The sequence below is a fragment of the Pseudomonas sp. SW-3 genome (genome assembly GCF_016615645.1).
GTDB classification, from domain to species: domain Bacteria; phylum Pseudomonadota; class Gammaproteobacteria; order Pseudomonadales; family Pseudomonadaceae; genus Aquipseudomonas; species Aquipseudomonas mandelii.
Genome location: NZ_CP067098.1, coordinates 5,809,777 through 5,830,372 on the forward strand (window position 1 = coordinate 5,809,777; position 20,596 = coordinate 5,830,372).

General features: G+C 55.2%; 21 protein-coding genes. All 21 read right to left on the reverse strand.

What is annotated here, in order from left to right; all coding sequences use genetic code 11:
- Nucleotides 1-20 precede the first annotated feature (20 nt).
- The 21 genes from rpsQ to rplK all read right to left on the reverse strand — a co-directional run bounded on the left by rpsQ (nucleotide 21) and on the right by rplK (nucleotide 20,546).
- A complete protein-coding gene (gene rpsQ / locus JIO00_RS26360) occupies nucleotides 21-287 on the reverse strand; it encodes a 30S ribosomal protein S17 (protein WP_003176419.1) in 267 nt (88 codons plus the stop codon).
- 2 nt (nucleotides 288-289) lie between these two features.
- A complete protein-coding gene (gene rpmC / locus JIO00_RS26365) occupies nucleotides 290-481 on the reverse strand; it encodes a 50S ribosomal protein L29 (RefSeq protein ID WP_002555481.1) in 192 nt (63 codons plus the stop codon).
- Nucleotides 481-894, reverse strand: a complete 414-nt coding sequence (rplP, locus tag JIO00_RS26370) for a 50S ribosomal protein L16 (protein WP_007896757.1) — start codon at nucleotides 892-894, stop codon at nucleotides 481-483. The genes rpmC and rplP overlap by 1 nt, the downstream gene beginning before the upstream one ends.
- 12 nt (nucleotides 895-906) lie before the next feature.
- Complete coding sequence (rpsC, locus tag JIO00_RS26375; protein ID WP_003176422.1) at nucleotides 907-1,593, reverse strand: 30S ribosomal protein S3; 687 nt, start codon at nucleotides 1,591-1,593, stop codon at nucleotides 907-909.
- Between the two features lie 13 nt (nucleotides 1,594-1,606).
- Nucleotides 1,607-1,939 (reverse strand): 50S ribosomal protein L22, encoded by a 333-nt coding sequence (rplV, locus tag JIO00_RS26380; protein ID WP_003103908.1) that lies wholly within the window; start codon nucleotides 1,937-1,939, stop codon nucleotides 1,607-1,609.
- 13 nt (nucleotides 1,940-1,952) lie between these two features.
- A complete protein-coding gene (gene rpsS, locus JIO00_RS26385; protein ID WP_002555486.1) occupies nucleotides 1,953-2,228 on the reverse strand; it encodes a 30S ribosomal protein S19 in 276 nt (91 codons plus the stop codon).
- Between the two features lie 16 nt (nucleotides 2,229-2,244).
- A complete protein-coding gene (gene rplB / locus JIO00_RS26390; protein ID WP_003176423.1) occupies nucleotides 2,245-3,069 on the reverse strand; it encodes a 50S ribosomal protein L2 in 825 nt (274 codons plus the stop codon).
- A gap of 14 nt (nucleotides 3,070-3,083) precedes the next feature.
- Nucleotides 3,084-3,383: a 50S ribosomal protein L23 gene (rplW, locus tag JIO00_RS26395; RefSeq protein ID WP_002555488.1), complete on the reverse strand. Its 300-nt coding sequence runs from the start codon at nucleotides 3,381-3,383 to the stop codon at nucleotides 3,084-3,086.
- On the reverse strand, nucleotides 3,380-3,982 hold the full coding sequence (gene rplD / locus JIO00_RS26400) for a 50S ribosomal protein L4 (RefSeq protein ID WP_007896707.1): 603 nt from the start codon (nucleotides 3,980-3,982) through the stop codon (nucleotides 3,380-3,382). Before rplD ends, rplW begins: the two co-directional genes overlap by 4 nt.
- A gap of 12 nt (nucleotides 3,983-3,994) precedes the next feature.
- Nucleotides 3,995-4,630 carry a 50S ribosomal protein L3 gene (gene rplC / locus JIO00_RS26405; protein WP_003186059.1) on the reverse strand — a complete coding sequence of 212 codons (636 nt, stop codon included), beginning with the start codon at nucleotides 4,628-4,630 and terminating at the stop codon, nucleotides 3,995-3,997.
- 80 nt (nucleotides 4,631-4,710) lie between these two features.
- Entirely contained in the window at nucleotides 4,711-5,022 is a 312-nt protein-coding gene (gene rpsJ / locus JIO00_RS26410) for a 30S ribosomal protein S10 (RefSeq protein WP_003186070.1), read from the reverse strand.
- A 156-nt stretch (nucleotides 5,023-5,178) separates the two neighbouring features.
- The gene (tuf, locus tag JIO00_RS26415; RefSeq protein ID WP_007896660.1) at nucleotides 5,179-6,372 is read right to left on the reverse strand and encodes an elongation factor Tu; all 1,194 of its coding nucleotides are present in this window, start codon (nucleotides 6,370-6,372) and stop codon (nucleotides 5,179-5,181) included.
- Between the two features lie 31 nt (nucleotides 6,373-6,403).
- On the reverse strand, nucleotides 6,404-8,509 hold the full coding sequence (gene fusA / locus JIO00_RS26420; RefSeq protein ID WP_083375647.1) for an elongation factor G: 2,106 nt from the start codon (nucleotides 8,507-8,509) through the stop codon (nucleotides 6,404-6,406).
- A gap of 30 nt (nucleotides 8,510-8,539) precedes the next feature.
- Nucleotides 8,540-9,010, reverse strand: a complete 471-nt coding sequence (gene rpsG / locus JIO00_RS26425) for a 30S ribosomal protein S7 (protein WP_002555493.1) — start codon at nucleotides 9,008-9,010, stop codon at nucleotides 8,540-8,542.
- Between the two features lie 118 nt (nucleotides 9,011-9,128).
- The gene (gene rpsL, locus JIO00_RS26430) at nucleotides 9,129-9,500 is read right to left on the reverse strand and encodes a 30S ribosomal protein S12 (RefSeq protein WP_002555494.1); all 372 of its coding nucleotides are present in this window, start codon (nucleotides 9,498-9,500) and stop codon (nucleotides 9,129-9,131) included.
- A gap of 216 nt (nucleotides 9,501-9,716) precedes the next feature.
- The gene (gene rpoC, locus JIO00_RS26435) at nucleotides 9,717-13,916 is read right to left on the reverse strand and encodes a DNA-directed RNA polymerase subunit beta' (protein ID WP_007896632.1); all 4,200 of its coding nucleotides are present in this window, start codon (nucleotides 13,914-13,916) and stop codon (nucleotides 9,717-9,719) included.
- Nucleotides 13,917-13,980: 64 nt separating this feature from the next.
- Nucleotides 13,981-18,054, reverse strand: a complete 4,074-nt coding sequence (gene rpoB / locus JIO00_RS26440; protein ID WP_017341074.1) for a DNA-directed RNA polymerase subunit beta — start codon at nucleotides 18,052-18,054, stop codon at nucleotides 13,981-13,983.
- 220 nt (nucleotides 18,055-18,274) lie between these two features.
- The gene (gene rplL / locus JIO00_RS26445; protein WP_010467258.1) at nucleotides 18,275-18,640 is read right to left on the reverse strand and encodes a 50S ribosomal protein L7/L12; all 366 of its coding nucleotides are present in this window, start codon (nucleotides 18,638-18,640) and stop codon (nucleotides 18,275-18,277) included.
- A gap of 80 nt (nucleotides 18,641-18,720) precedes the next feature.
- Nucleotides 18,721-19,221 (reverse strand): 50S ribosomal protein L10, encoded by a 501-nt coding sequence (rplJ, locus tag JIO00_RS26450; RefSeq protein WP_010467255.1) that lies wholly within the window; start codon nucleotides 19,219-19,221, stop codon nucleotides 18,721-18,723.
- Between the two features lie 198 nt (nucleotides 19,222-19,419).
- A complete protein-coding gene (gene rplA / locus JIO00_RS26455; RefSeq protein ID WP_007896626.1) occupies nucleotides 19,420-20,115 on the reverse strand; it encodes a 50S ribosomal protein L1 in 696 nt (231 codons plus the stop codon).
- Complete coding sequence (gene rplK, locus JIO00_RS26460) at nucleotides 20,115-20,546, reverse strand: 50S ribosomal protein L11 (RefSeq protein WP_003210097.1); 432 nt, start codon at nucleotides 20,544-20,546, stop codon at nucleotides 20,115-20,117. The genes rplA and rplK overlap by 1 nt, the downstream gene beginning before the upstream one ends.
- Between the last annotated feature and the right edge of the window lie 50 nt (nucleotides 20,547-20,596).

Genomic DNA, 20,596 nt, shown 5'->3' on the forward strand with positions numbered 1-20,596 from the left:
ATTTCTCCGACCCCTAGTCCTTAGACTTCCACAGCGCGTTCGAGAACATCAACCAGCGCCCAAGACTTAGTCTTGGCCAAAGGACGAGTTTCACGAATAGTGACTTTGTCGCCGATGTGGCACTGATTGGTTTCGTCGTGCGCGTGCAGCTTAGTCGAACGCTTAACGTATTTACCGTAGATCGGGTGCTTAACGCGACGCTCGATCAGAACGGTGATGGTTTTGTCCATCTTGTCGCTGACAACACGGCCAGTCAGCGTACGGACAGTTTTTTCGGCTTCAGCCATGATTACTTACCTGCCTGCTGGTTGAGCACAGTCTTCACGCGAGCGATGTCACGCTTAACTTGCGAGAGCAGATGAGACTGCCCCAACTGGCCAGTTGCTTTCTGCATACGCAGATTGAACTGGTCGCGCAGCAAGCCGAGCAGTTGCTCGTTCAGCTGCTGTGCGGATTTTTCACGAAGTTCATTCGCTTTCATCACATCACCGTCCGTTTAACAAAGGCGGTGGCGAGCGGCAGCTTTGCAGCAGCCAGGGCAAAAGCCTCACGCGCCAGCTCTTCAGAAACACCCTCGATTTCATACAGGACTTTGCCTGGCTGAATCTGGGCAACCCAGTACTCCACACTACCCTTACCTTTACCCATCCGAACTTCGAGTGGCTTTTTGGAAATAGGCTTGTCCGGGAATACACGGATCCAGATCTTGCCGCCACGTTTAACGTGACGGGTCAGAGCACGACGCGCTGACTCGATCTGACGAGCGGTGAGACGACCACGAGCTACAGACTTCAGCGCGAACTCGCCGAAGCTGACTTTGCTACCGCGCTGAGCCAGACCACGGTTGTGGCCTGTCATCTGCTTGCGGAACTTCGTACGCTTTGGTTGCAACATTTGGCGTACCCCTTACTTAGCAGCTTTTTTACGAGGCGCTGGTGCTTGTGGTTTCAGTTCTTCTTGGCGACCACCAATTACTTCGCCTTTGAAGATCCAAACCTTTACACCGATCACACCGTAAGTGGTGTGAGCTTCGTAGTTGGCATAGTCGATGTCGGCACGCAGGGTGTGCAGTGGCACACGACCTTCGCGATACCATTCAGTACGTGCGATTTCAGCACCGCCGAGACGACCGCTCACTTGGATTTTGATGCCTTTGGCACCAATGCGCATGGCGTTTTGTACAGCGCGCTTCATAGCGCGACGGAACATTACGCGACGCTCCAGCTGCTGAGCTACGCTCTGCGCAACCAACATACCGTCGAGTTCCGGCTTGCGGATTTCTTCGATATTGATGTGCACAGGCACACCCATTTGTTTGGTCAGGTCCTGACGCAGTTTCTCAACATCTTCACCTTTCTTCCCGATAACGATACCTGGACGAGCGGTGTGGATGGTGATACGTGCAGTTTGAGCCGGACGATGGATATCGATACGGCTTACGGACGCGCTTTTTAGTTTGTCTTGGAGATACTCACGCACCTTCAGATCAGCGAACAAATAGTCCGCATAAGTCCGACCGTCTGCGTACCAGACGGAGGTGTGTTCCTTGACGATTCCCAGGCGAATGCCAATGGGATGTACTTTCTGACCCATCTCTTCGACTCCGTTACTTGTCAGCAACCTTGACAGTGATATGGCAAGACCGCTTGACGATGCGATCAGCACGGCCTTTGGCACGTGGCATGATTCGCTTCAGCGAACGCCCTTCGTTGACGAAAACGGTGCTGACCTTGAGGTCATCAACGTCTGCGCCTTCGTTATGCTCGGCGTTGGCTACGGCCGACTCCAGCACTTTCTTCATGATCTCGGCGGCTTTCTTACTGCTGAAAGCCAACAGGTTGAGCGCTTCGCCCACCTTCTTCCCGCGGATCTGGTCGGCGACCAAGCGGGCTTTCTGGGCGGAGATTCGAGCGCCCGACAACTTAGCGGCTACTTCCATCGTTCCTTACCCCTTAACGCTTGGCTTTCTTGTCTGCCACGTGCCCACGATATGTGCGGGTACCGGCAAACTCGCCTAGTTTGTGGCCGACCATGTCTTCGTTCACGAGAACTGGAACATGTTGACGACCGTTATGAACTGCAATGGTCAGACCGACCATTTGTGGCAGGATCATCGAACGACGCGACCAGGTTTTAACTGGTTTGCGATCGTTCTTTTCCGCCGCCACTTCGATCTTCTTCAGTAGGTGAAGATCAATAAAAGGACCTTTTTTCAGAGAACGTGGCACTGTCGTATCCCTCTATTTACTTGCGACGACGGACGATCATTTTGTCGGTACGCTTATTACCACGAGTCTTCGCGCCCTTAGTCGGGAAGCCCCATGGCGATACCGGATGACGACCACCAGAGGTACGACCTTCACCACCACCATGTGGGTGGTCAACCGGGTTCATGGCAACACCACGAACGGTTGGGCGAACGCCACGCCAGCGTTTGGCACCAGCTTTACCCAGCGAACGCAGGCTGTGCTCGGAGTTCGAGACTTCACCCAGGGTCGCGCGGCATTCAGCCAGCACTTTACGCATCTCACCAGAACGCAGACGCAGGGTCACGTAGACACCTTCACGAGCGATCAGCTGAGCCGAAGCACCAGCGGAACGAGCGATTTGCGCGCCTTTACCTGGCTTCAATTCGATGCCGTGTACGGTGCTACCAACTGGAATGTTACGCAGTTGCAGAGCGTTGCCCGGCTTGATCGGCGCCAAAGCACCTGCGATCAGCTGGTCGCCAGCACTCACGCCTTTAGGGGCGATGATGTAGCGACGCTCGCCATCTGCGTACAGCAGCAGAGCGATGTGAGCAGTACGGTTTGGATCGTATTCGATACGCTCGACAGTGGCAGAGATGCCATCTTTGTCGTTGCGACGGAAATCGACCAGACGATAATGCTGCTTATGGCCACCACCGATGTGACGAGTGGTAATGCGACCATTGTTGTTACGACCACCAGTCTTCGATTTTTTCTCGAGCAGCGGTGCGTGAGGAGCGCCTTTATGCAGCTCCTGGTTGACCACCTTGACCACAAAACGGCGGCCAGGGGAAGTCGGTTTGCATTTAACGATTGCCATGATGCACCCCTTCCTTACTCAGCACTGCTGCTGAAATCGAGATCTTGGCCTGGCTGAAGGGAGATAACTGCCTTCTTCCAGTCATTACGCTTGCCCAGACCGCGAGCAGTGCGCTTGCTCTTACCCAGAACATTCAGGGTAGTAACACGCTCTACTTTCACGCTGAACAGGCTTTCGACGGCCTTCTTGATTTCCAGCTTGGTTGCGTCAGTTGCAACCTTGAAAACGAACTGGCCTTTCTTGTCAGCCAGAACCGTAGCCTTCTCGGAAACGTGCGGGCCAAGCAGAACTTTAAATACGCGTTCCTGGTTCATCCCAGCAGCTCCTCGAATTTCTTCACGGCCGACACGGTGATCAACACCTTGTCGTATGCGATCAGACTAACTGGATCGGAACCCTGCACGTCACGTACATCAACGTGTGGCAGGTTACGAGCAGCCAGGTACAGGTTCTGATCAACTACTTCAGACACGATCAAGACGTCAGTCAGGCCCATGCCGGTCAGTTTGTTCAGCAGATCTTTGGTCTTCGGTGCATCAACAGCGAAGTCCTGAACCACAACCAGACGATCAGTACGCACCAGCTCAGCAAGGATGGAACGCATTGCTGCGCGATACATCTTCTTGTTCAGCTTCTGGGTGTGATCCTGAGGACGAGCTGCGAAAGTGGTACCGCCGCCACGCCAGATTGGGCTACGGATAGTACCGGCACGAGCACGGCCAGTACCTTTCTGACGCCATGGGCGCTTACCGCCACCACGAACGTCGGAACGGGTCTTTTGCTGCTTGCTACCTTGACGGCCGCCGGCCATGTAGGCCACGACTGCTTGGTGAACCAGCGTCTCGTTGAATTCGCCGCCAAATGTCAGTTCGGAAACTTCGATCGCTTGAGCGTCATTTACATTTAATTGCATGTCAGCTTCCCCTTAACCGCGAGCCTTGGCTGCTGGACGTACAACCAAGTTGCCGCCAGTAGCGCCAGGAACAGCGCCCTTGACCAACAACAGATTGCGTTCAGCGTCCACGCGCACTACTTCGAGGGACTGCACGGTCACGCGCTCAGCGCCCATATGACCGGACATTTTTTTGCCCTTGAATACACGACCAGGAGTCTGGCACTGGCCGATAGAGCCTGGAACGCGGTGGGACACGGAGTTACCGTGGGTATTATCTTGCCCGCGGAAGTTCCAACGCTTGATCGTACCCTGGAAGCCTTTACCCTTGGACTGACCGGTTACATCAACCAGTTGACCAGCGGCGAAGATTTCAGCGTTGATCAGATCGCCGGCCTGGTACTCGCCTTCTTCAAGGCGGAATTCCATTACGGTACGACCAGCGGCAACGTTCGCTTTAGCGAAGTGGCCAGCTTGAGCAGCTGTAACACGCGAAGCACGACGCTCGCCTACAGTGACTTGCACTGCACGATAGCCATCGGTCTCTTCAGTTTTGAACTGGGTGACGCGATTCGGCTCGATCTCAATGACCGTGACCGGAATGGAGACACCTTCTTCGGTGAAAATACGGGTCATACCGCATTTACGACCGACTACACCAATAGTCATGTTGTAAACCTCATGAGTGTACGGGGCTTTCACCCGCTATGGCCGCCCATTTCAGAGCGTTACACGACTAAGACCGAGTCTTAGCCGAGGCTGATCTGTACTTCCACACCGGCCGCCAGATCAAGCTTCATAAGAGCATCAACGGTTTTATCCGTTGGCTGGACGATGTCCAGTACGCGCTTATGAGTACGGATCTCGTACTGGTCACGCGCGTCTTTGTTGACGTGCGGGGAGACCAGAACGGTGAACCGCTCTTTACGGGTAGGCAGTGGAATTGGACCACGCACTTGAGCACCAGTACGTTTCGCGGTTTCCACGATTTCCTGGGTGGATTGGTCGATCAGGCGATGGTCAAAAGCCTTCAACCTGATACGGATTTGCTGATTTTGCATTGGATTTCAGACTCCGGCTGCTATTCCCACCGAGCGCAATACGCCCGTTAAAAGGAGGCGCAATTCTATAGACGCCCCATATAGGTGTCAACCCAATAAAAAAGCCCCCGCTAAGCGGGGGCTTTTTCAATTCATCAAAGCCAACTCGAAAAGAGCTTACTCGATGATTTTGGCTACGACGCCAGCGCCGACGGTACGACCGCCTTCACGGATAGCGAAACGCAGACCGTCTTCCATTGCGATGGTCTTGATCAGGGTGACAACCATTTTGATGTTGTCGCCCGGCATTACCATTTCAACGCCTTCCGGCAGTTCGCAGTTACCAGTCACGTCAGTAGTACGGAAGTAGAACTGTGGACGGTAGCCTTTGAAGAACGGAGTGTGACGACCGCCTTCTTCTTTGCTCAGAACGTAGACTTCAGCTTCGAACTTGGTGTGCGGCTTGACCGAACCTGGCTTAACCAGAACCTGGCCACGCTCAACGTCGTCACGCTTGGTACCACGCAGCAGAACGCCGCAGTTCTCGCCAGCACGACCTTCGTCGAGCAGCTTACGGAACATTTCAACACCGGTGCAGGTGGTGACGGTAGTGTCACGCAGACCAACGATTTCCAGTGGATCCTGAACCTTGACGATACCGCGCTCGATACGGCCAGTTACAACAGTACCGCGACCGGAGATCGAGAATACGTCTTCGATTGGCATCAGGAACGGCTTGTCGATAACGCGAACTGGATCTGGAATGTAGCTGTCCAGAGTCTCAACCAGCTTACGAACGGCAGTGGTGCCCATTTCGTTGTCGTCTTGGCCGTTCAGAGCCATCAGAGCCGAACCGATGATGATCGGAGTGTCGTCACCTGGGAAGTCGTAAGTGCTCAGCAGGTCGCGCACTTCCATCTCAACCAGTTCCAGCAGCTCAGCGTCGTCAACCATGTCAGCCTTGTTCAGGAAGACAACGATGTACGGAACGCCAACCTGACGGGACAGCAGGATGTGCTCACGGGTTTGTGGCATCGGACCATCAGCGGCCGAGCAAACCAGGATAGCGCCGTCCATCTGAGCAGCACCGGTGATCATGTTCTTCACGTAGTCAGCGTGACCTGGGCAGTCAACGTGAGCGTAGTGACGGATCAGCGAGTTGTATTCAACGTGCGCGGTGTTGATGGTGATACCACGAGCCTTTTCTTCCGGAGCGCTGTCGATTTTGTCGAAAGCAACAACGGCCGAACCGAAAACTTCGGAGCAGACGCGAGTCAGAGCAGCGGTCAGCGTGGTTTTACCGTGGTCGACGTGACCGATGGTGCCAACGTTGACGTGCGGGAGGGTACGGTCAAATTTTTCTTTAGCCACGACAATTAACTCCTAGCCTAAAGGGGCTGAATCAGCCTTGTTTTTTGGTAACGGTTTCGACGATGTGCGACGGAGCCGTATTGTATTTTTTGAATTCCATAGAGTAGCTTGCGCGACCTTGGGACATGGAACGGACGTCAGTTGCATAACCGAACATCTCGCCCAGCGGAACCTCAGCACGAATTACTTTGCCGGAGACCGTGTCTTCCATACCCAGGATCATGCCGCGACGACGGTTAAGGTCGCCCATCACGTCACCCATATAGTCTTCAGGTGTAACAACCTCTACCGCCATGATCGGCTCAAGCAACTCACCACCGCCCTTCTGGGCCAGTTGCTTGGTTGCCATGGAAGCAGCCACCTTAAACGCCATCTCGTTGGAGTCGACGTCGTGGTAAGAACCATCAAACACGGTAGCCTTCAGGCCGATTAGCGGATAGCCGGCCACAACGCCGTTCTTCATCTGCTCTTCGATACCCTTCTGGATAGCCGGGATGTATTCCTTAGGAACCACACCACCCACTACTTCGTTCAGGAATTGCAGACCTTCCTGACCTTCGTCAGCAGGAGCAAAACGAATCCAGCAGTGACCGAACTGGCCACGACCGCCGGACTGACGAACGAACTTGCCTTCAATTTCGCAGCTCTTCGTGATGCGCTCACGGTACGAAACTTGTGGCTTACCGATGTTGGCTTCGACGTTGAACTCACGGCGCATCCGGTCAACCAGGATGTCCAGGTGCAACTCGCCCATGCCGGAGATGATCGTTTGACCAGTCTCTTCATCAGTCTTGACGCGGAAAGATGGATCTTCCTGAGCGAGCTTGCCCAGAGCGATACCCATTTTTTCCTGGTCATCCTTGGTCTTAGGCTCTACGGCAACCGAAATAACCGGCTCCGGGAAGTCCATGCGAACCAGGATGATTGGCTTGTCAGCGTTGCACAAAGTCTCACCAGTGGTGACGTCCTTCATGCCGATCAAGGCCGCGATGTCACCAGCGCGTACTTCCTTGATTTCTTCACGGGCGTTTGCGTGCATTTGCACCATACGACCCACACGCTCTTTCTTGCCTTTAACCGAGTTGATCACGCCGTCGCCGGAGGCCAACACGCCCGAGTAAACTCGAACGAAGGTCAAGGTACCCACGAATGGGTCGGTAGCGATCTTGAACGCCAGAGCCGAGAACGGCTCGCTGTCGTCTGCGTGACGCTCCATTTCCTTGGTCTCGTCATCCGGGTCTGTACCCTTGATGGCAGGAATGTCGGTAGGAGCAGGCAGGTAGTCGATCACGGCGTCGAGAACCAGGGGAACACCCTTGTTCTTGAAGGAAGAACCGCAAACAGCCAGAACGATCTCACCAGCGATAGTACGCTGACGCAGAGCGGCCTTGATTTCCGCGTTGGTGAGTTCTTCACCTTCGAGGTACTTGTTCATTAGCTCTTCGCTGGCTTCAGCCGCAGCTTCAACCATATTGCCGCGCCATTCGTCAGCCAGTTCCTGCAGTTCTGCAGGGATAGGCTTGCGAACTGGAACCATGCCTTTGTCAGAATCATTCCAGTAAACAGCTTCCATAGCCATCAGGTCGATCTGACCCTGGAAGTTGTCTTCGGAACCGATAGCCAACTGGATTGGAACCGGGGTGTGACCCAGACGCTGTTTGATCTGACCGATCACGCGCAGGAAGTTCGCACCAGCACGGTCCATCTTGTTTACATAAACAAGACGTGGAACGCCGTACTTGTTGGCCTGACGCCATACGGTTTCCGACTGAGGCTCAACACCCGAGGTGCCGCAGAACACAACGACCGCGCCGTCGAGAACACGCAAGGAACGCTCAACTTCAATAGTGAAGTCAACGTGGCCCGGGGTGTCGATGACGTTGAAGCGATACTGGTCTTTGTGCTGCTTCTCGGAACCCTGCCAGAAGGCGGTAATAGCAGCAGAAGTAATGGTAATACCACGCTCCTGCTCCTGCACCATCCAGTCTGTGGTCGCGGCGCCGTCATGCACCTCGCCCATTTTGTGACTTTTGCCAGTGTAAAAAAGGACGCGCTCGGTGGTGGTGGTTTTACCAGCATCCACGTGAGCAACGATACCAATGTTACGGTAGCGATTAATCGGTGTAGTACGAGCCATAAAGCCCTCGCAAAATTAGTGACGCTAAAATTAGAAGCGGTAGTGCGAGAAAGCCTTGTTGGCTTCAGCCATACGGTGCACGTCTTCACGCTTCTTAACTGCAGCACCTTTGCCTTCAGCAGCGTCCAACAGTTCGCCAGCCAAACGCAGAGCCATAGACTTCTCGCCGCGCTTACGGGCGAAGTCTACCAACCAGCGCATTGCCAGAGCGTTACGACGGGACGGACGAACTTCGACCGGAACCTGGTAAGTAGCACCGCCTACACGGCGCGACTTTACTTCGACCAGCGGAGCGATGGCGTCGAGAGCTTTCTCGAAGATTTCCAGGGGATCGCTGTTCTTGCGTTCTTTAACCTTTTCCAGCGCGCCATAAACGATACGCTCGGCAACGGCTTTCTTGCCGCTTTCCATTACGTGGTTCATGAACTTGGCCAGGATCTGGCTGCCGTATTTTGGATCGTCAAGCACTTCGCGCTTGGCTGCTACGCGTCTTCTTGGCATGGATAAGCCCTCAAACGGTCTTCAGGTTCGCTCGGAATCGGTGCCCTTTCGGGACGCCTCCGACCTTACTCTTATCGACTCAGAAAAATAGAAAATCAGTTCTTACAAAAAGCCGCTACTACTTAGGCTTCTTGGTACCGTACTTCGAACGACCCTGGTTACGACCTTTAACGCCGGAAGTATCCAAAGAACCGCGTACGGTGTGGTAACGAACACCTGGCAAGTCTTTTACACGACCGCCGCGGATCAGTACCACGCTGTGCTCTTGCAGGTTGTGGCCTTCACCGCCGATGTACGAGGAAACCTCGAAACCGTTGGTCAGACGCACACGGCATACTTTACGCAGTGCCGAGTTAGGTTTTTTCGGCGTGGTGGTATACACACGGGTGCATACGCCACGACGTTGCGGGCAGTTCTGCAGCGCAGGCACGTCGGATTTCTCGACGATACGCTTACGCGGCTGACGTACCAGCTGGTTGATAGTTGCCATCTACTAGCTCCACTGTTGTCTTGCGACGCTATTGTCTTGCAAGAAAAGCAAAATGGCAGGAACGAATTCCCGCCAAATTTAGGGGTACAAGAGTCTAAAGAGGATCTTGTCCCCAGTCAAGGCAAGGCCCCGACCTCCCCGCTCATCCAACCTCGACAAATTGTCTCGATTCGATGAACGGAACGACCGGGGCCCCACACTCATTTACCGCAGAACTCAGTTACCGCTCGAGTTCAGTGCTTCGGTCAGTGCAGCTTCCACTTCACTGGCGCTAACGCGCAACGGTTTGTCAGCATCACGGCGGCGCTTGCGCTCGCTGTGATAAGCCAGACCGGTACCGGCCGGGATCAGACGACCCACGACTACGTTTTCTTTCAGGCCGCGCAGGTAATCGCGCTTGCCGGTTACCGCCGCTTCGGTCAGTACGCGAGTGGTTTCCTGGAAGGAAGCCGCCGAGATGAACGATTCGGTGGACAACGACGCCTTGGTGATACCCAGCAGCACGCGAGTGAACTTGGAAACGAATTTCTCGTCGCCAGCCAGGCGCTCGTTCTCTACCAGAACGTGAGTCAATTCCATCTGGTCGCCCTTGATGAAACTGGAATCGCCGGATTCAGCGATTTCAACTTTACGCAGCATCTGACGCAGGATGGTCTCGATGTGCTTATCGTTGATCTTCACGCCTTGCAGACGATAAACGTCCTGGATCTCGTTCACGATGTACTTGGCCAGCGCACTCACACCCAGCAGACGCAGGATGTCGTGTGGATCGCTCGGGCCGTCGGAGATAACTTCGCCGCGGTTTACCTGTTCGCCTTCGAAGACGTTCAGGTGACGCCACTTCGGAATCAGCTCTTCATACGGATCGCTACCGTCGTTCGGGGTAATGACCAGACGGCGCTTGCCTTTGGTCTCTTTACCGAACGCGATGGTGCCGCTGACTTCAGCCAGAATCGAGGCTTCTTTCGGACGACGGGCTTCGAACAAGTCGGCAACACGCGGCAGACCACCGGTGATGTCACGGGTTTTCGAAGTCTCTTGCGGAATACGAGCGATAACATCACCGATCGCGATTTTCGCGCCGTCCGCTACACCGACCAGGGCGTTAGCAGGCAGGAAGTACTGAGCAATTACGTCGGTACCCGGCAGCAAGAGATCCTTGCCGTTGTCATCAACCATCTTCACAGCAGGACGGATATCTTTACCGGCAGCTGGACGGTCTTTGGCGTCGAGTACTTCAATGTTGGTCATACCGGTCAATTCGTCAGTCTGACGCTTGATCGTGATGCCTTCTTCCATGCCCACGTAGGTCACGGTACCTTTCATTTCGGTAACGATTGGGTGAGTGTGCGGATCCCACTTGGCCACGATTGCGCCAGCGTCGACCTTGTCACCTTCTTTAACCGAAATCACAGCACCGTACGGCAGCTTGTAACGCTCGCGCTCACGACCGAAGTCATCAGCGATCGCCAGCTCACCGGAACGGGACACAGCAACCAGGCAACCATCCACTCGCTCAACGTGTTTCAGGTTATGCAGACGGACGGTACCGCCATTCTTCACCTGAACGCTATCAGCTGCGGAGGTCCGGCTTGCCGCACCACCGATGTGGAACGTACGCATGGTCAGCTGGGTACCCGGCTCACCGATGGACTGGGCAGCGATAACGCCGACCGCTTCACCGATGTTCACCTGGTGACCACGAGCCAAGTCACGGCCGTAGCACTTGGCGCAAATGCCATAGCGGGTTTCGCAGCTGATCGGCGAACGCACGATCACTTCGTCGATGCTGTTCAGCTCGATGAACTCGACCCACTTCTCGTCTACCAGCGTGCCGGCAGGAACGATGATTTCTTCGGTACCTGGCTTGAACACGTCACGAGCAATGACACGACCCAATACGCGCTCACCCAACGGCTCGACAACGTCACCGCCTTCAATGTGCGGAGTCATTACCAGGCCATGTTCGGTGCCGCAATCGATCTCGGTCACAACCAGATCCTGCGCCACGTCTACCAGACGACGAGTCAGGTAACCGGAGTTCGCAGTTTTCAACGCGGTATCCGCCAAACCTTTACGAGCACCGTGAGTGGAGATGAAGTACTGAAGTACGCTCAAACCTTCACGGAAGTTCGCAGTAATCGGCGTTTCGATGATGGAACCGTCCGGCTTGGCCATCAGGCCACGCATACCGGCGAGCTGACGGATCTGCGCAGCAGAACCCCGTGCGCCCGAGTCGGCCATCATGTACATCGAGTTGAAGGACTCTTGGTCGACTTCGACGCCATGACGGTCGATGACTTTCTCTTTCGAGAGGTTGGCCATCATCGCCTTGGAAACTTCGTCGTTCGCCTTGGACCAAAGGTCGATCACTTTGTTGTACTTCTCGCCCTGGGTTACCAGGCCGGAGGCGTACTGACTTTCGATCTCTTTCACTTCGTCGGTAGCAGCACCGATGATGCGGGCTTTTTCATCCGGGATAACGAAGTCGTTAACACCGATGGAAACGCCGGAGATGGTCGAATAAGCAAAACCGGTGTACATCAACTGGTCAGCGAAGATCACGGTCTCTTTCAAACCAACCACGCGGTAGCACTGGTTGATCAGCTTGGAGATCGCCTTTTTCTTCATCGGCTGGTTGACGACGTCGTATGACAGGCCAGGTGGAACAACCTGGAACAACAGCGCACGGCCGACAGTGGTGTCGACGATACGGGTGTTCTTGACGCTGCCACCATCGCGATCGTTGACGGTTTCGTTGATCCGCACTTTGACCTTGGCGTGCAGTGCTGCTTCGCCGGCACGGAACACACGGTCAACTTCTTGCAGATCCGCGAACACACGACCTTCGCCCTTGGCGTTGATCGCTTCACGAGTCATGTAGTACAGACCCAATACAACGTCCTGCGACGGAACGATGATTGGCTCACCGTTGGCTGGCGACAGAATGTTGTTGGTCGACATCATCAACGCACGCGCTTCCAGCTGGGCTTCCAGTGTCAGCGGTACGTGCACGGCCATTTGGTCGCCGTCGAAGTCGGCGTTGTACGCAGCACAGACCAGAGGGTGCAGCTGGATAGCCTTACCTTCGATCAGTACCGGTTCAAACGCCTGGATACCCAGACGGTGAAGGGTCGGTGCACGGTTGAGGAGAACCGGGTGTTCACGGATCACTTCAGCGAGAACGTCCCAAACCTCTGGCAGCTCGCGCTCGACCATCTTCTTGGCAGCTTTGATGGTGGTAGCGAGACCACGCATTTCAAGCTTGCCGAAGATGAACGGCTTGAACAGCTCGAGGGCCATTTTCTTCGGCAGACCGCACTGGTGCAGACGCAGGGTCGGACCTACGGTAATTACCGAACGACCGGAGTAGTCAACACGCTTACCGAGCAAGTTCTGACGGAAACGACCTTGCTTACCCTTGATCATGTCAGCCAGGGATTTCAGAGGACGCTTGTTCGAACCGGTGATAGCGCGGCCACGACGACCGTTGTCGAGCAGTGCATCGACAGCTTCCTGCAACATACGCTTTTCGTTGCGCACGATGATGTCCGGAGCGGACAGATCGAGCAGACGCTTCAAGCGGTTGTTACGGTTGATCACTCGACGATACAGATCGTTGAGGTCGGAAGTCGCGAAGCGACCGCCATCCAGCGGGACCAGTGGACGCAGATCTGGCGGCAGAACCGGCAGAACGGTCAGCACCATCCATTCCGGAAGGTTGCCGGAACCCTGGAAGGCTTCCATCAACTTCAGACGCTTGGACAGCTTTTTGATTTTGGTTTCGGAGTTGGTTTGCGGAATTTCTTCGCGCAGACGGCCAATCTCGTGTTCCAGGTCGATAGCGTGCAGCAGTTCACGGACAGCTTCGGCACCCATGCGGGCATCGAAATCGTCGCCGAACTCTTCCAGCGCTTCGAAGTACTGCTCGTCGTTGAGCAGCTGACCTTTTTCAAGGGTGGTCATGCCTGGATCGATAACGACATAGCTCTCGAAATAGAGAACGCGTTCGATATCACGCAGGGTCATGTCCATCAGCAAGCCGATACGCGACGGCAGCGATTTCAAGAACCAGATGTGGGCAACTGGCGAGGCCAGTTCGATGTGCGCCATGCGCTCACGACGAACTTTAGCCAGCGCGACTTCAACGCCGCACTTCTCGCAGATCACGCCACGGTGCTTCAAGCGCTTGTACTTACCGCACAGGCACTCGTAATCCTTTACCGGGCCAAAGATCTTGGCGCAGAACAGGCCGTCACGTTCAGGTTTGAACGTACGGTAGTTGATGGTTTCCGGCTTTTTAACTTCACCGAACGACCACGAACGGATCATCTCAGGCGATGCCAATCCAATACGGATGGCGTCGAACTCTTCGACTTGACCCTGGTTTTTCAGCAAATTCAGTAGGTCTTTCAAGGCCTTTCCTCCTGGCGGAGCAGAGAGCGGGCAATCCTGCCCCGCTCTCGATTCGCGTCACGTGTTATTCGGTTTCCAGATCGATATCGATGCCGAGGGAACGAATTTCCTTGATCAACACGTTGAAAGACTCGGGCATGCCCGGCTCCATACGGTGATCGCCATCCACGATGTTTTTGTACATCTTGGTACGGCCGTTCACATCGTCCGACTTCACTGTGAGCATTTCTTGCAGAGTGTAAGCAGCACCGTATGCTTCCAGTGCCCAGACCTCCATCTCCCCGAAACGCTGACCACCGAACTGCGCCTTACCACCCAGCGGCTGCTGGGTAACCAGGCTGTACGAACCGGTAGAACGAGCGTGCATCTTGTCGTCTACCAAGTGGTTCAGCTTCAGCATGTACATGTAGCCAACAGTAACCGGGCGCTCGAACTTGTTGCCGGTACGGCCGTCGGTCAGCTGCATCTGGCCGCTTTCTGGCAGGTCTGCCAGTTTCAGCATGGCCTTGATTTCGCTTTCCTTGGCGCCGTCGAACACTGGAGTGGCCATTGGAACGCCGCCACGCAGGTTCTTCGCCAGATCCAGGATTTCCTGGTCGGAGAAGCTATCCAGATCTTCGTTACGACCGCCGATCTGGTTGTAGATCTCGTCGAGGAATTTACGAAGCTCAGCGACTTTGCGCTGCTCTTCGATCATCCGGTTGATCTTCTCGCCCAGACCTTTGGCCGCGAGGCCCAGGTGGGTTTCAAGGATCTGACCAACGTTCATACGCGAAGGTACGCCCAACGGGTTGAGGACGACGTCGACCGGAGTGCCATTGGCATCGTGCGGCATGTCTTCAACCGGCATGATCACGGAGACCACACCCTTGTTACCGTGACGACCGGCCATCTTGTCGCCCGGCTGGATGCGGCGACGGATTGCCAGGTAAACCTTGACGATTTTCAGCACGCCTGGAGCTAGGTCATCGCCCTGCTGCAGTTTGCGCTTCTTGTCTTCGAACTTGTCGTCCAGCAGACGGCGGCGATCAACGATGTAGGCCTGAGCCTTCTCAAGCTGCTCGTTCAGAGCATCTTCAGCCATGCGCAGTTTGAACCACTGACCATGCTCAAGACCGTCGAGAACTTCGTCGGTGATGTCCTGACCTTTCTTCAGGCCGGCGCCGCCTTCGGCTTTGTGGCCGACCAGAGCGGAACGCAGACGTTCGAAAGTGGCGCCTTCAACGATACGGAACTCTTCGTTCAGGTCCTTGCGGATCTCGTCGAGTTGAGTCTTCTCGATCGACAGTGCACGAGCATCACGCTCAACGCCGTCGCGGGTGAAGACCTGTACGTCGATGACGGTACCCTTGGTGCCGGTAGGCACGCGCAGGGAGGTGTCTTTAACGTCGCTGGCTTTTTCACCGAAGATGGCACGCAGCAGTTTTTCTTCCGGAGTCAGCTGGGTCTCGCCTTTCGGAGTGACCTTACCAACCAGGATGTCGCCTGCGCCTACTTCAGCACCTACGTAAACGATACCGGCTTCGTCCAGCTTGTTCAGTGCAGCTTCACCCACGTTCGGGATGTCTGCAGTGATTTCCTCTGGCCCAAGCTTGGTGTCACGTGCCACACAGGTCAGTTCCTGAATGTGGATCGTGGTGAAGCGATCTTCCTGAACCACACGCTCGGACAGGCAGATGGAGTCTTCGAAGTTGAAGCCGTTCCATGCCATGAACGCGATGCGCATGTTCTGACCCAGAGCCAGCTCACCCATATCGGTGGACGGACCGTCGGCCATGATGTCGCTACGCTGAACCCGATCACCTTTACGCACCAGCGGACGCTGGTTGATGCAGGTGTTCTGGTTGGAGCGGGTGTACTTGGTCAGGTTGTAGATGTCGACACCAGCTTCGCCGGTTTCAACTTCGTCATCAGCAACTCGAACCACGATACGGCTGGCGTCGACGGAATCGATAACGCCACCACGACGAGCCACGACGCAAACGCCGGAGTCACGAGCTACGTTACGCTCCATGCCGGTACCGACCAGCGGCTTGTCAGCGCGCAGAGTTGGTACAGCTTGACGCTGCATGTTCGAACCCATCAACGCACGGTTGGCGTCGTCGTGCTCAAGGAACGGGATCAGCGACGCAGCAACCGAAACTACCTGCTTCGGCGATACGTCCATCAAGGTGACGTCTTCCGGCGCCTTGACGGTGAATTCGTTCAAGTGACGAACAGCTACCAGCTCGTCGATCAGGACTTTCTTGTCGTTCATCGTGGCCGAAGCCTGAGCGATCACGTGATCAGCTTCTTCGATGGCGGACAGGAACACGATCTCGTCGGTGACCAGAGCGTCTTTCACCACACGGTACGGGCTCTCGAGGAAGCCGTACTGGTTGGTGCGCGCATAGGCTGCCAGGGAGTTGATCAGACCGATGTTCGGACCTTCCGGCGTTTCAATCGGGCATACACGACCATAGTGAGTCGGGTGTACGTCACGAACTTCAAAGCCAGCACGCTCACGAGTCAAACCGCCAGGGCCGAGTGCAGACACACGACGCTTGTGGGTGATCTCGGACAGCGGGTTGTTCTGGTCCATGAACTGGGAAAGCTGGCTGGAACCGAAGAACTCTTTCACCGCCGCAGCCACTGGCTTGGCGTTGATCAGGTCTTGCGGCATCAGGCCTTCGCTTTCAGCCATCGACAGACGCTCTTTGACCGCACGCTCAACACGTACCAGGCCAACGCGGAACTGGTTCTCGGCCATTTCGCCTACGCAGCGAACACGACGGTTACCCAGGTGGTCGATGTCATCGACGATGCCTTTACCGTTACGGATGTCGACCAGAGTCTTCAGTACCGCGACGATGTCTTCTTTGCACAACACGCCCGAACCTTCGATCTCGGTACGACCGATACGACGGTTGAACTTCATCCGGCCGACCGCAGACAGGTCATAGCGCTCAGGGCTGAAGAACAGGTTGTTGAACAGAGTCTCGGCAGCGTCTTTAGTTGGCGGCTCGCCTGGACGCATCATGCGATAGATCTCGACCAGCGCTTCCAATTGGTTGCTGGTGGAGTCGATCTTCAGGGTGTCGGAAACGAACGGACCGCAGTCGATATCGTTGGTGTACAGAGTTTCGATGCGAACAACCTGGGCCTTGGCAATTTTTGCCAGGATCTCGGTGTTCAACTCGGTGTTGCACTCTGCCAGGATTTCGCCGGTTGCCGGATGCACGATGGCCTTGGCGGTAGTGCGACCCAGGACGTATTCCAGAGGCACGTCCAGGGTCTTGAGACCGGCTTTTTCGATCTGGTTGATGTGGCGCGCAGTAATACGGCGACCAGCCTCAACGATGACCTTGCCCTTCTCATCCTGAATATCAAGAACAGCGATTTCACCACGCAGACGCGAAGCAATCAGTTCCAGACTGAGGGTTTCGCCGCTCAGGTGGAAAACGTTGGTGGTGTAGAACGCGTCGAGCACTTCTTCAGTGGTATAGCCGAGCGCGCGCAGCAGTACCGATGCAGGCAGCTTGCGACGACGGTCGATACGCACGAACACGCAGTCTTTCGGGTCGAACTCGAAGTCCAGCCACGAACCGCGGTAAGGAATGATGCGCGCGGAGTACAGCAGTTTGCCGGAGCTGTGCGTCTTGCCACGGTCGTGGTCGAAGAACACGCCCGGGGAACGGTGCAGCTGGGAAACGATTACACGCTCGGTACCGTTGATTACGAAGGTACCGTTCTCAGTCATCAGGGGGATTTCACCCATGTAGACTTCTTGCTCTTTAATGTCCTTGATCGCTTTGTTCGACGATTCTTTGTCGAAAATGATCAGGCGCACTTTTACCCGCAAAGGTACGGCGTAAGTCACACCGCGCAATACGCATTCTTTGACATCAAATGCCGGTTCGCCCAGGCGATAACCGACGTACTCCAGCGCAGCATTGCCGGAGTAGCTGATGATCGGGAAAACGGATTTGAAGGCCGCATGCAGGCCCACGTCGCGGAACTGATCTTTAGTCGCTCCCGCTTGCAAGAATTCACGATACGAATCCAGCTGGATGGCCAGGAGGTACGGCACATCCATGACGTCCGGCAACTTGCTAAAGTCCTTGCGGATACGTTTTTTCTCAGTATATGAGTAAGCCATCAGCGTTCCCCAGCTTGGTCACCTGCTTGTTTGGCCCCTCCCGACGGGAGCAGCCAGAAAATCGTGCAAACCCCATGGTTTGCGCCACCGCATCGGGTGGTTACAGCTCGTTACCAGCACCGACCCAGTCGGTTGCCAATAACGGAAAAAGGCCGGTGGCAAGAGCCACCAGCCATCAGCCTTTCGCTTAACGCTCGGGCTGGAGGAGCAAAGTCGATGCTTACTTCAGCTCGACTTTAGCGCCTGCTTCTTCCAGAGTGGCTTTGGCTTTGTCAGCTGCGTCTTTCGAAACAGCTTCCAGTACCATGCCAGGAGCGCCGTCAACTACAGCCTTGGCTTCTTTCAGGCCCAGACCGGTCAGTTCACGTACTGCCTTGATCACGTTAACTTTCTTCTCGCCAGCTTCCAGCAGCATGACGTTGAATTCAGTTTGTTCTTCAACAACAGCAGCGACAGCAGCTGGACCAGCGGAAGCAGCGGCAGCAGAAACGCCGAACTTCTCTTCCATGGCCTTGATCAGCTCAACGATTTCCAGAACGGATTTTTCGCCGATTGCTTCGATGATTTGGTCGTTAGTCAGAGACATGACTATAAATTCCTGTATTGGGGTGACAGCCTACGCGGCCGTCGAAATAAACAATAAACGCTGAAAGGTGTCGCTCAGCCTTAGGCTGCAGCGGCTTCTTTCTGGTCGCGAAGAGCCGCCAGAGTACGAGCCAATTTGCTGGTTGCGCCTTGAATCACGCTCATCAGCTGAGAAATTGCTTCGTCACGGGTCGGCAGGCTTGCCAGTACGTCGATCTGATTAGCCGCGAGGAACTTGCCCTCGAACGCAGCTGCCTTGATCTCGAACTTATCCTGACCTTTTGCGAACTCTTTGAAGATACGAGCAGCAGCGCCCGGATGTTCTTTGGAGAATGCAATCAAGGTCGGGCCAGTGAACACGTCGTTGAGCACGTCATATTGAGTGCCAGCAACGGCGCGCTTGAGCAGGGTGTTACGTACAACACGTACGTAAACGCCAGCTTCACGAGCCTCTTTACGGAGTCCGGTCATAGCGCCTACTGTTACGCCACGGGCATCAGCCACGACAGCGGACAGAGCAACTTGGGCAGCCTTGTTGACTTCAGCGACGATGGCCTTCTTGTCTTCAAGTTTAATTGCCACGGGAAAAACTCCTGCTTGTTACCGTTTCATCCAACCGAGGCCAGATGTCGTTTTGGTGTCTGATTCGGTAAGGAACCGGGAGCACCATCTGCGTAGGCTTGAGGTTTAAGACTTGCGTCGCCTACGGTCTTGGATAGCCCCCGCCAGGCAGGGACCCCAATCTTTCAATTGGCGCAATCGCTTGCGCCAATCTGTGTCTTACGCGTCGAGCGAGCCTTGGTCGATGACCAGACCTGGACCCATGGTGGTGCTCAGGGTAACGCGCTTGACGTAAATACCTTTCGAGGAAGCTGGCTTGATACGCTTCAGATCAGCGATCAGGGCTTCAACGTTTTCCTTCAGCTTGACGGCATCAAAGCCGACTTTGCCAACGGAGGTGTGAATGATGCCGTTTTTGTCGGTGCGATAACGAACCTGACCAGCCTTGGCGTTTTTAACCGCGGTAGCTACGTCTGGCGTTACGGTGCCGACTTTAGGGTTAGGCATCAGGCCGCGCGGGCCCAGGATCTGACCCAACTGACCAACAACGCGCATGGCATCCGGGGATGCGATAACTACGTCATAGTTCAGGTCGCCGCCTTTCATTTCGGCAGCCAGGTCGTCCATACCTACACGGTCAGCGCCGGCAGCCAGAGCGGCCTCAGCAGCTGGACCCTGGGTGAACACAGCTACGCGAACGGTCTTGCCAGTGCCGTGTGGCAGCACAGTAGCGCTACGAACAACCTGGTCAGATTTACGCGGGTCAACACCCAGGTTTACAGCAACGTCGAACGACTCGCTGAACTTCACAGTCGACAGCTCAGCCAGCAGGGCGGCAGCATCTACAAAGTTGTAGGACTTGCCCGCTTCGATTTTGCCGGCGATAGCCTTTTGACGCTTGGTCAACTTAGCCATTACACACCCTCCACGTTAAGGCCCATGCTACGAGCAGAACCGGCGATAGTACGCACGGCTGCGTCCATATCAGCTGCAGTCAGATCCGCGTTTTTGGTTTTCGCGATTTCTTCCAGCTGAGCACGGGTCACGGTGCCAACCTTAACGGTGTTCGGACGAGCGGAACCGCTAGTCAGACCAGCAGCCTTCTTCAGCAGAACCGAAGCAGGGGTGGACTTGGTTTCGAAAGTGAAGCTACGGTCGCTGTAGACAGTGATGATCACTGGAGTCGGCAGACCTGGCTCAATACCCTGAGTACGGGCGTTGAAAGCCTTGCAGAATTCCATGATGTTCACGCCGTGCTGACCCAAAGCAGGACCAACAGGTGGGCTTGGGTTAGCCTGAGCGGCCTTCACTTGCAGCTTGATGTAAGCGGTAATCTTCTTGGCCATGAGGCACTCCAATTACGGGTTCGAACGCCTCGAAAGGCTCCCCGGTTACT

Bases quoted from the DNA above. Each gene is read 5' to 3' on its own strand.
- rpsG (WP_002555493.1), bottom strand. From the start codon at position 9,010: ATGCCAAGAAGACGCGTAGCAGCCAAGCGCGAAGTGCTTGACGATCCA.
- rplW (WP_002555488.1), bottom strand. From the start codon at position 3,383: ATGAACCAGGAACGCGTATTTAAAGTTCTGCTTGGCCCGCACGTTTCC.
- rpsL (WP_002555494.1), bottom strand. From the start codon at position 9,500: ATGGCAACTATCAACCAGCTGGTACGTCAGCCGCGTAAGCGTATCGTC.
- rplP (WP_007896757.1), bottom strand. From the start codon at position 894: ATGTTGCAACCAAAGCGTACGAAGTTCCGCAAGCAGATGACAGGCCAC.
- rpmC (WP_002555481.1), bottom strand. From the start codon at position 481: ATGAAAGCGAATGAACTTCGTGAAAAATCCGCACAGCAGCTGAACGAG.
- rpsC (WP_003176422.1), bottom strand. From the start codon at position 1,593: ATGGGTCAGAAAGTACATCCCATTGGCATTCGCCTGGGAATCGTCAAG.
- rpsJ (WP_003186070.1), bottom strand. From the start codon at position 5,022: ATGCAAAATCAGCAAATCCGTATCAGGTTGAAGGCTTTTGACCATCGC.
- rplB (WP_003176423.1), bottom strand. From the start codon at position 3,069: ATGGCAATCGTTAAATGCAAACCGACTTCCCCTGGCCGCCGTTTTGTG.
- rplL (WP_010467258.1), bottom strand. From the start codon at position 18,640: ATGTCTCTGACTAACGACCAAATCATCGAAGCAATCGGCGAAAAATCC.
- rplD (WP_007896707.1), bottom strand. From the start codon at position 3,982: ATGCAATTAAATGTAAATGACGCTCAAGCGATCGAAGTTTCCGAACTG.
- rplK (WP_003210097.1), bottom strand. From the start codon at position 20,546: ATGGCCAAGAAGATTACCGCTTACATCAAGCTGCAAGTGAAGGCCGCT.
- fusA (WP_083375647.1), bottom strand. From the start codon at position 8,509: ATGGCTCGTACTACACCGATTAATCGCTACCGTAACATTGGTATCGTT.
- rplA (WP_007896626.1), bottom strand. From the start codon at position 20,115: ATGGCTAAGTTGACCAAGCGTCAAAAGGCTATCGCCGGCAAAATCGAA.
- rplC (WP_003186059.1), bottom strand. From the start codon at position 4,630: ATGACTATTGGTGTAGTCGGTCGTAAATGCGGTATGACCCGTATTTTC.
- rpsQ (WP_003176419.1), bottom strand. From the start codon at position 287: ATGGCTGAAGCCGAAAAAACTGTCCGTACGCTGACTGGCCGTGTTGTC.
- rplV (WP_003103908.1), bottom strand. From the start codon at position 1,939: ATGGAAGTAGCCGCTAAGTTGTCGGGCGCTCGAATCTCCGCCCAGAAA.
- rpoB (WP_017341074.1), bottom strand. From the start codon at position 18,054: ATGGCTTACTCATATACTGAGAAAAAACGTATCCGCAAGGACTTTAGC.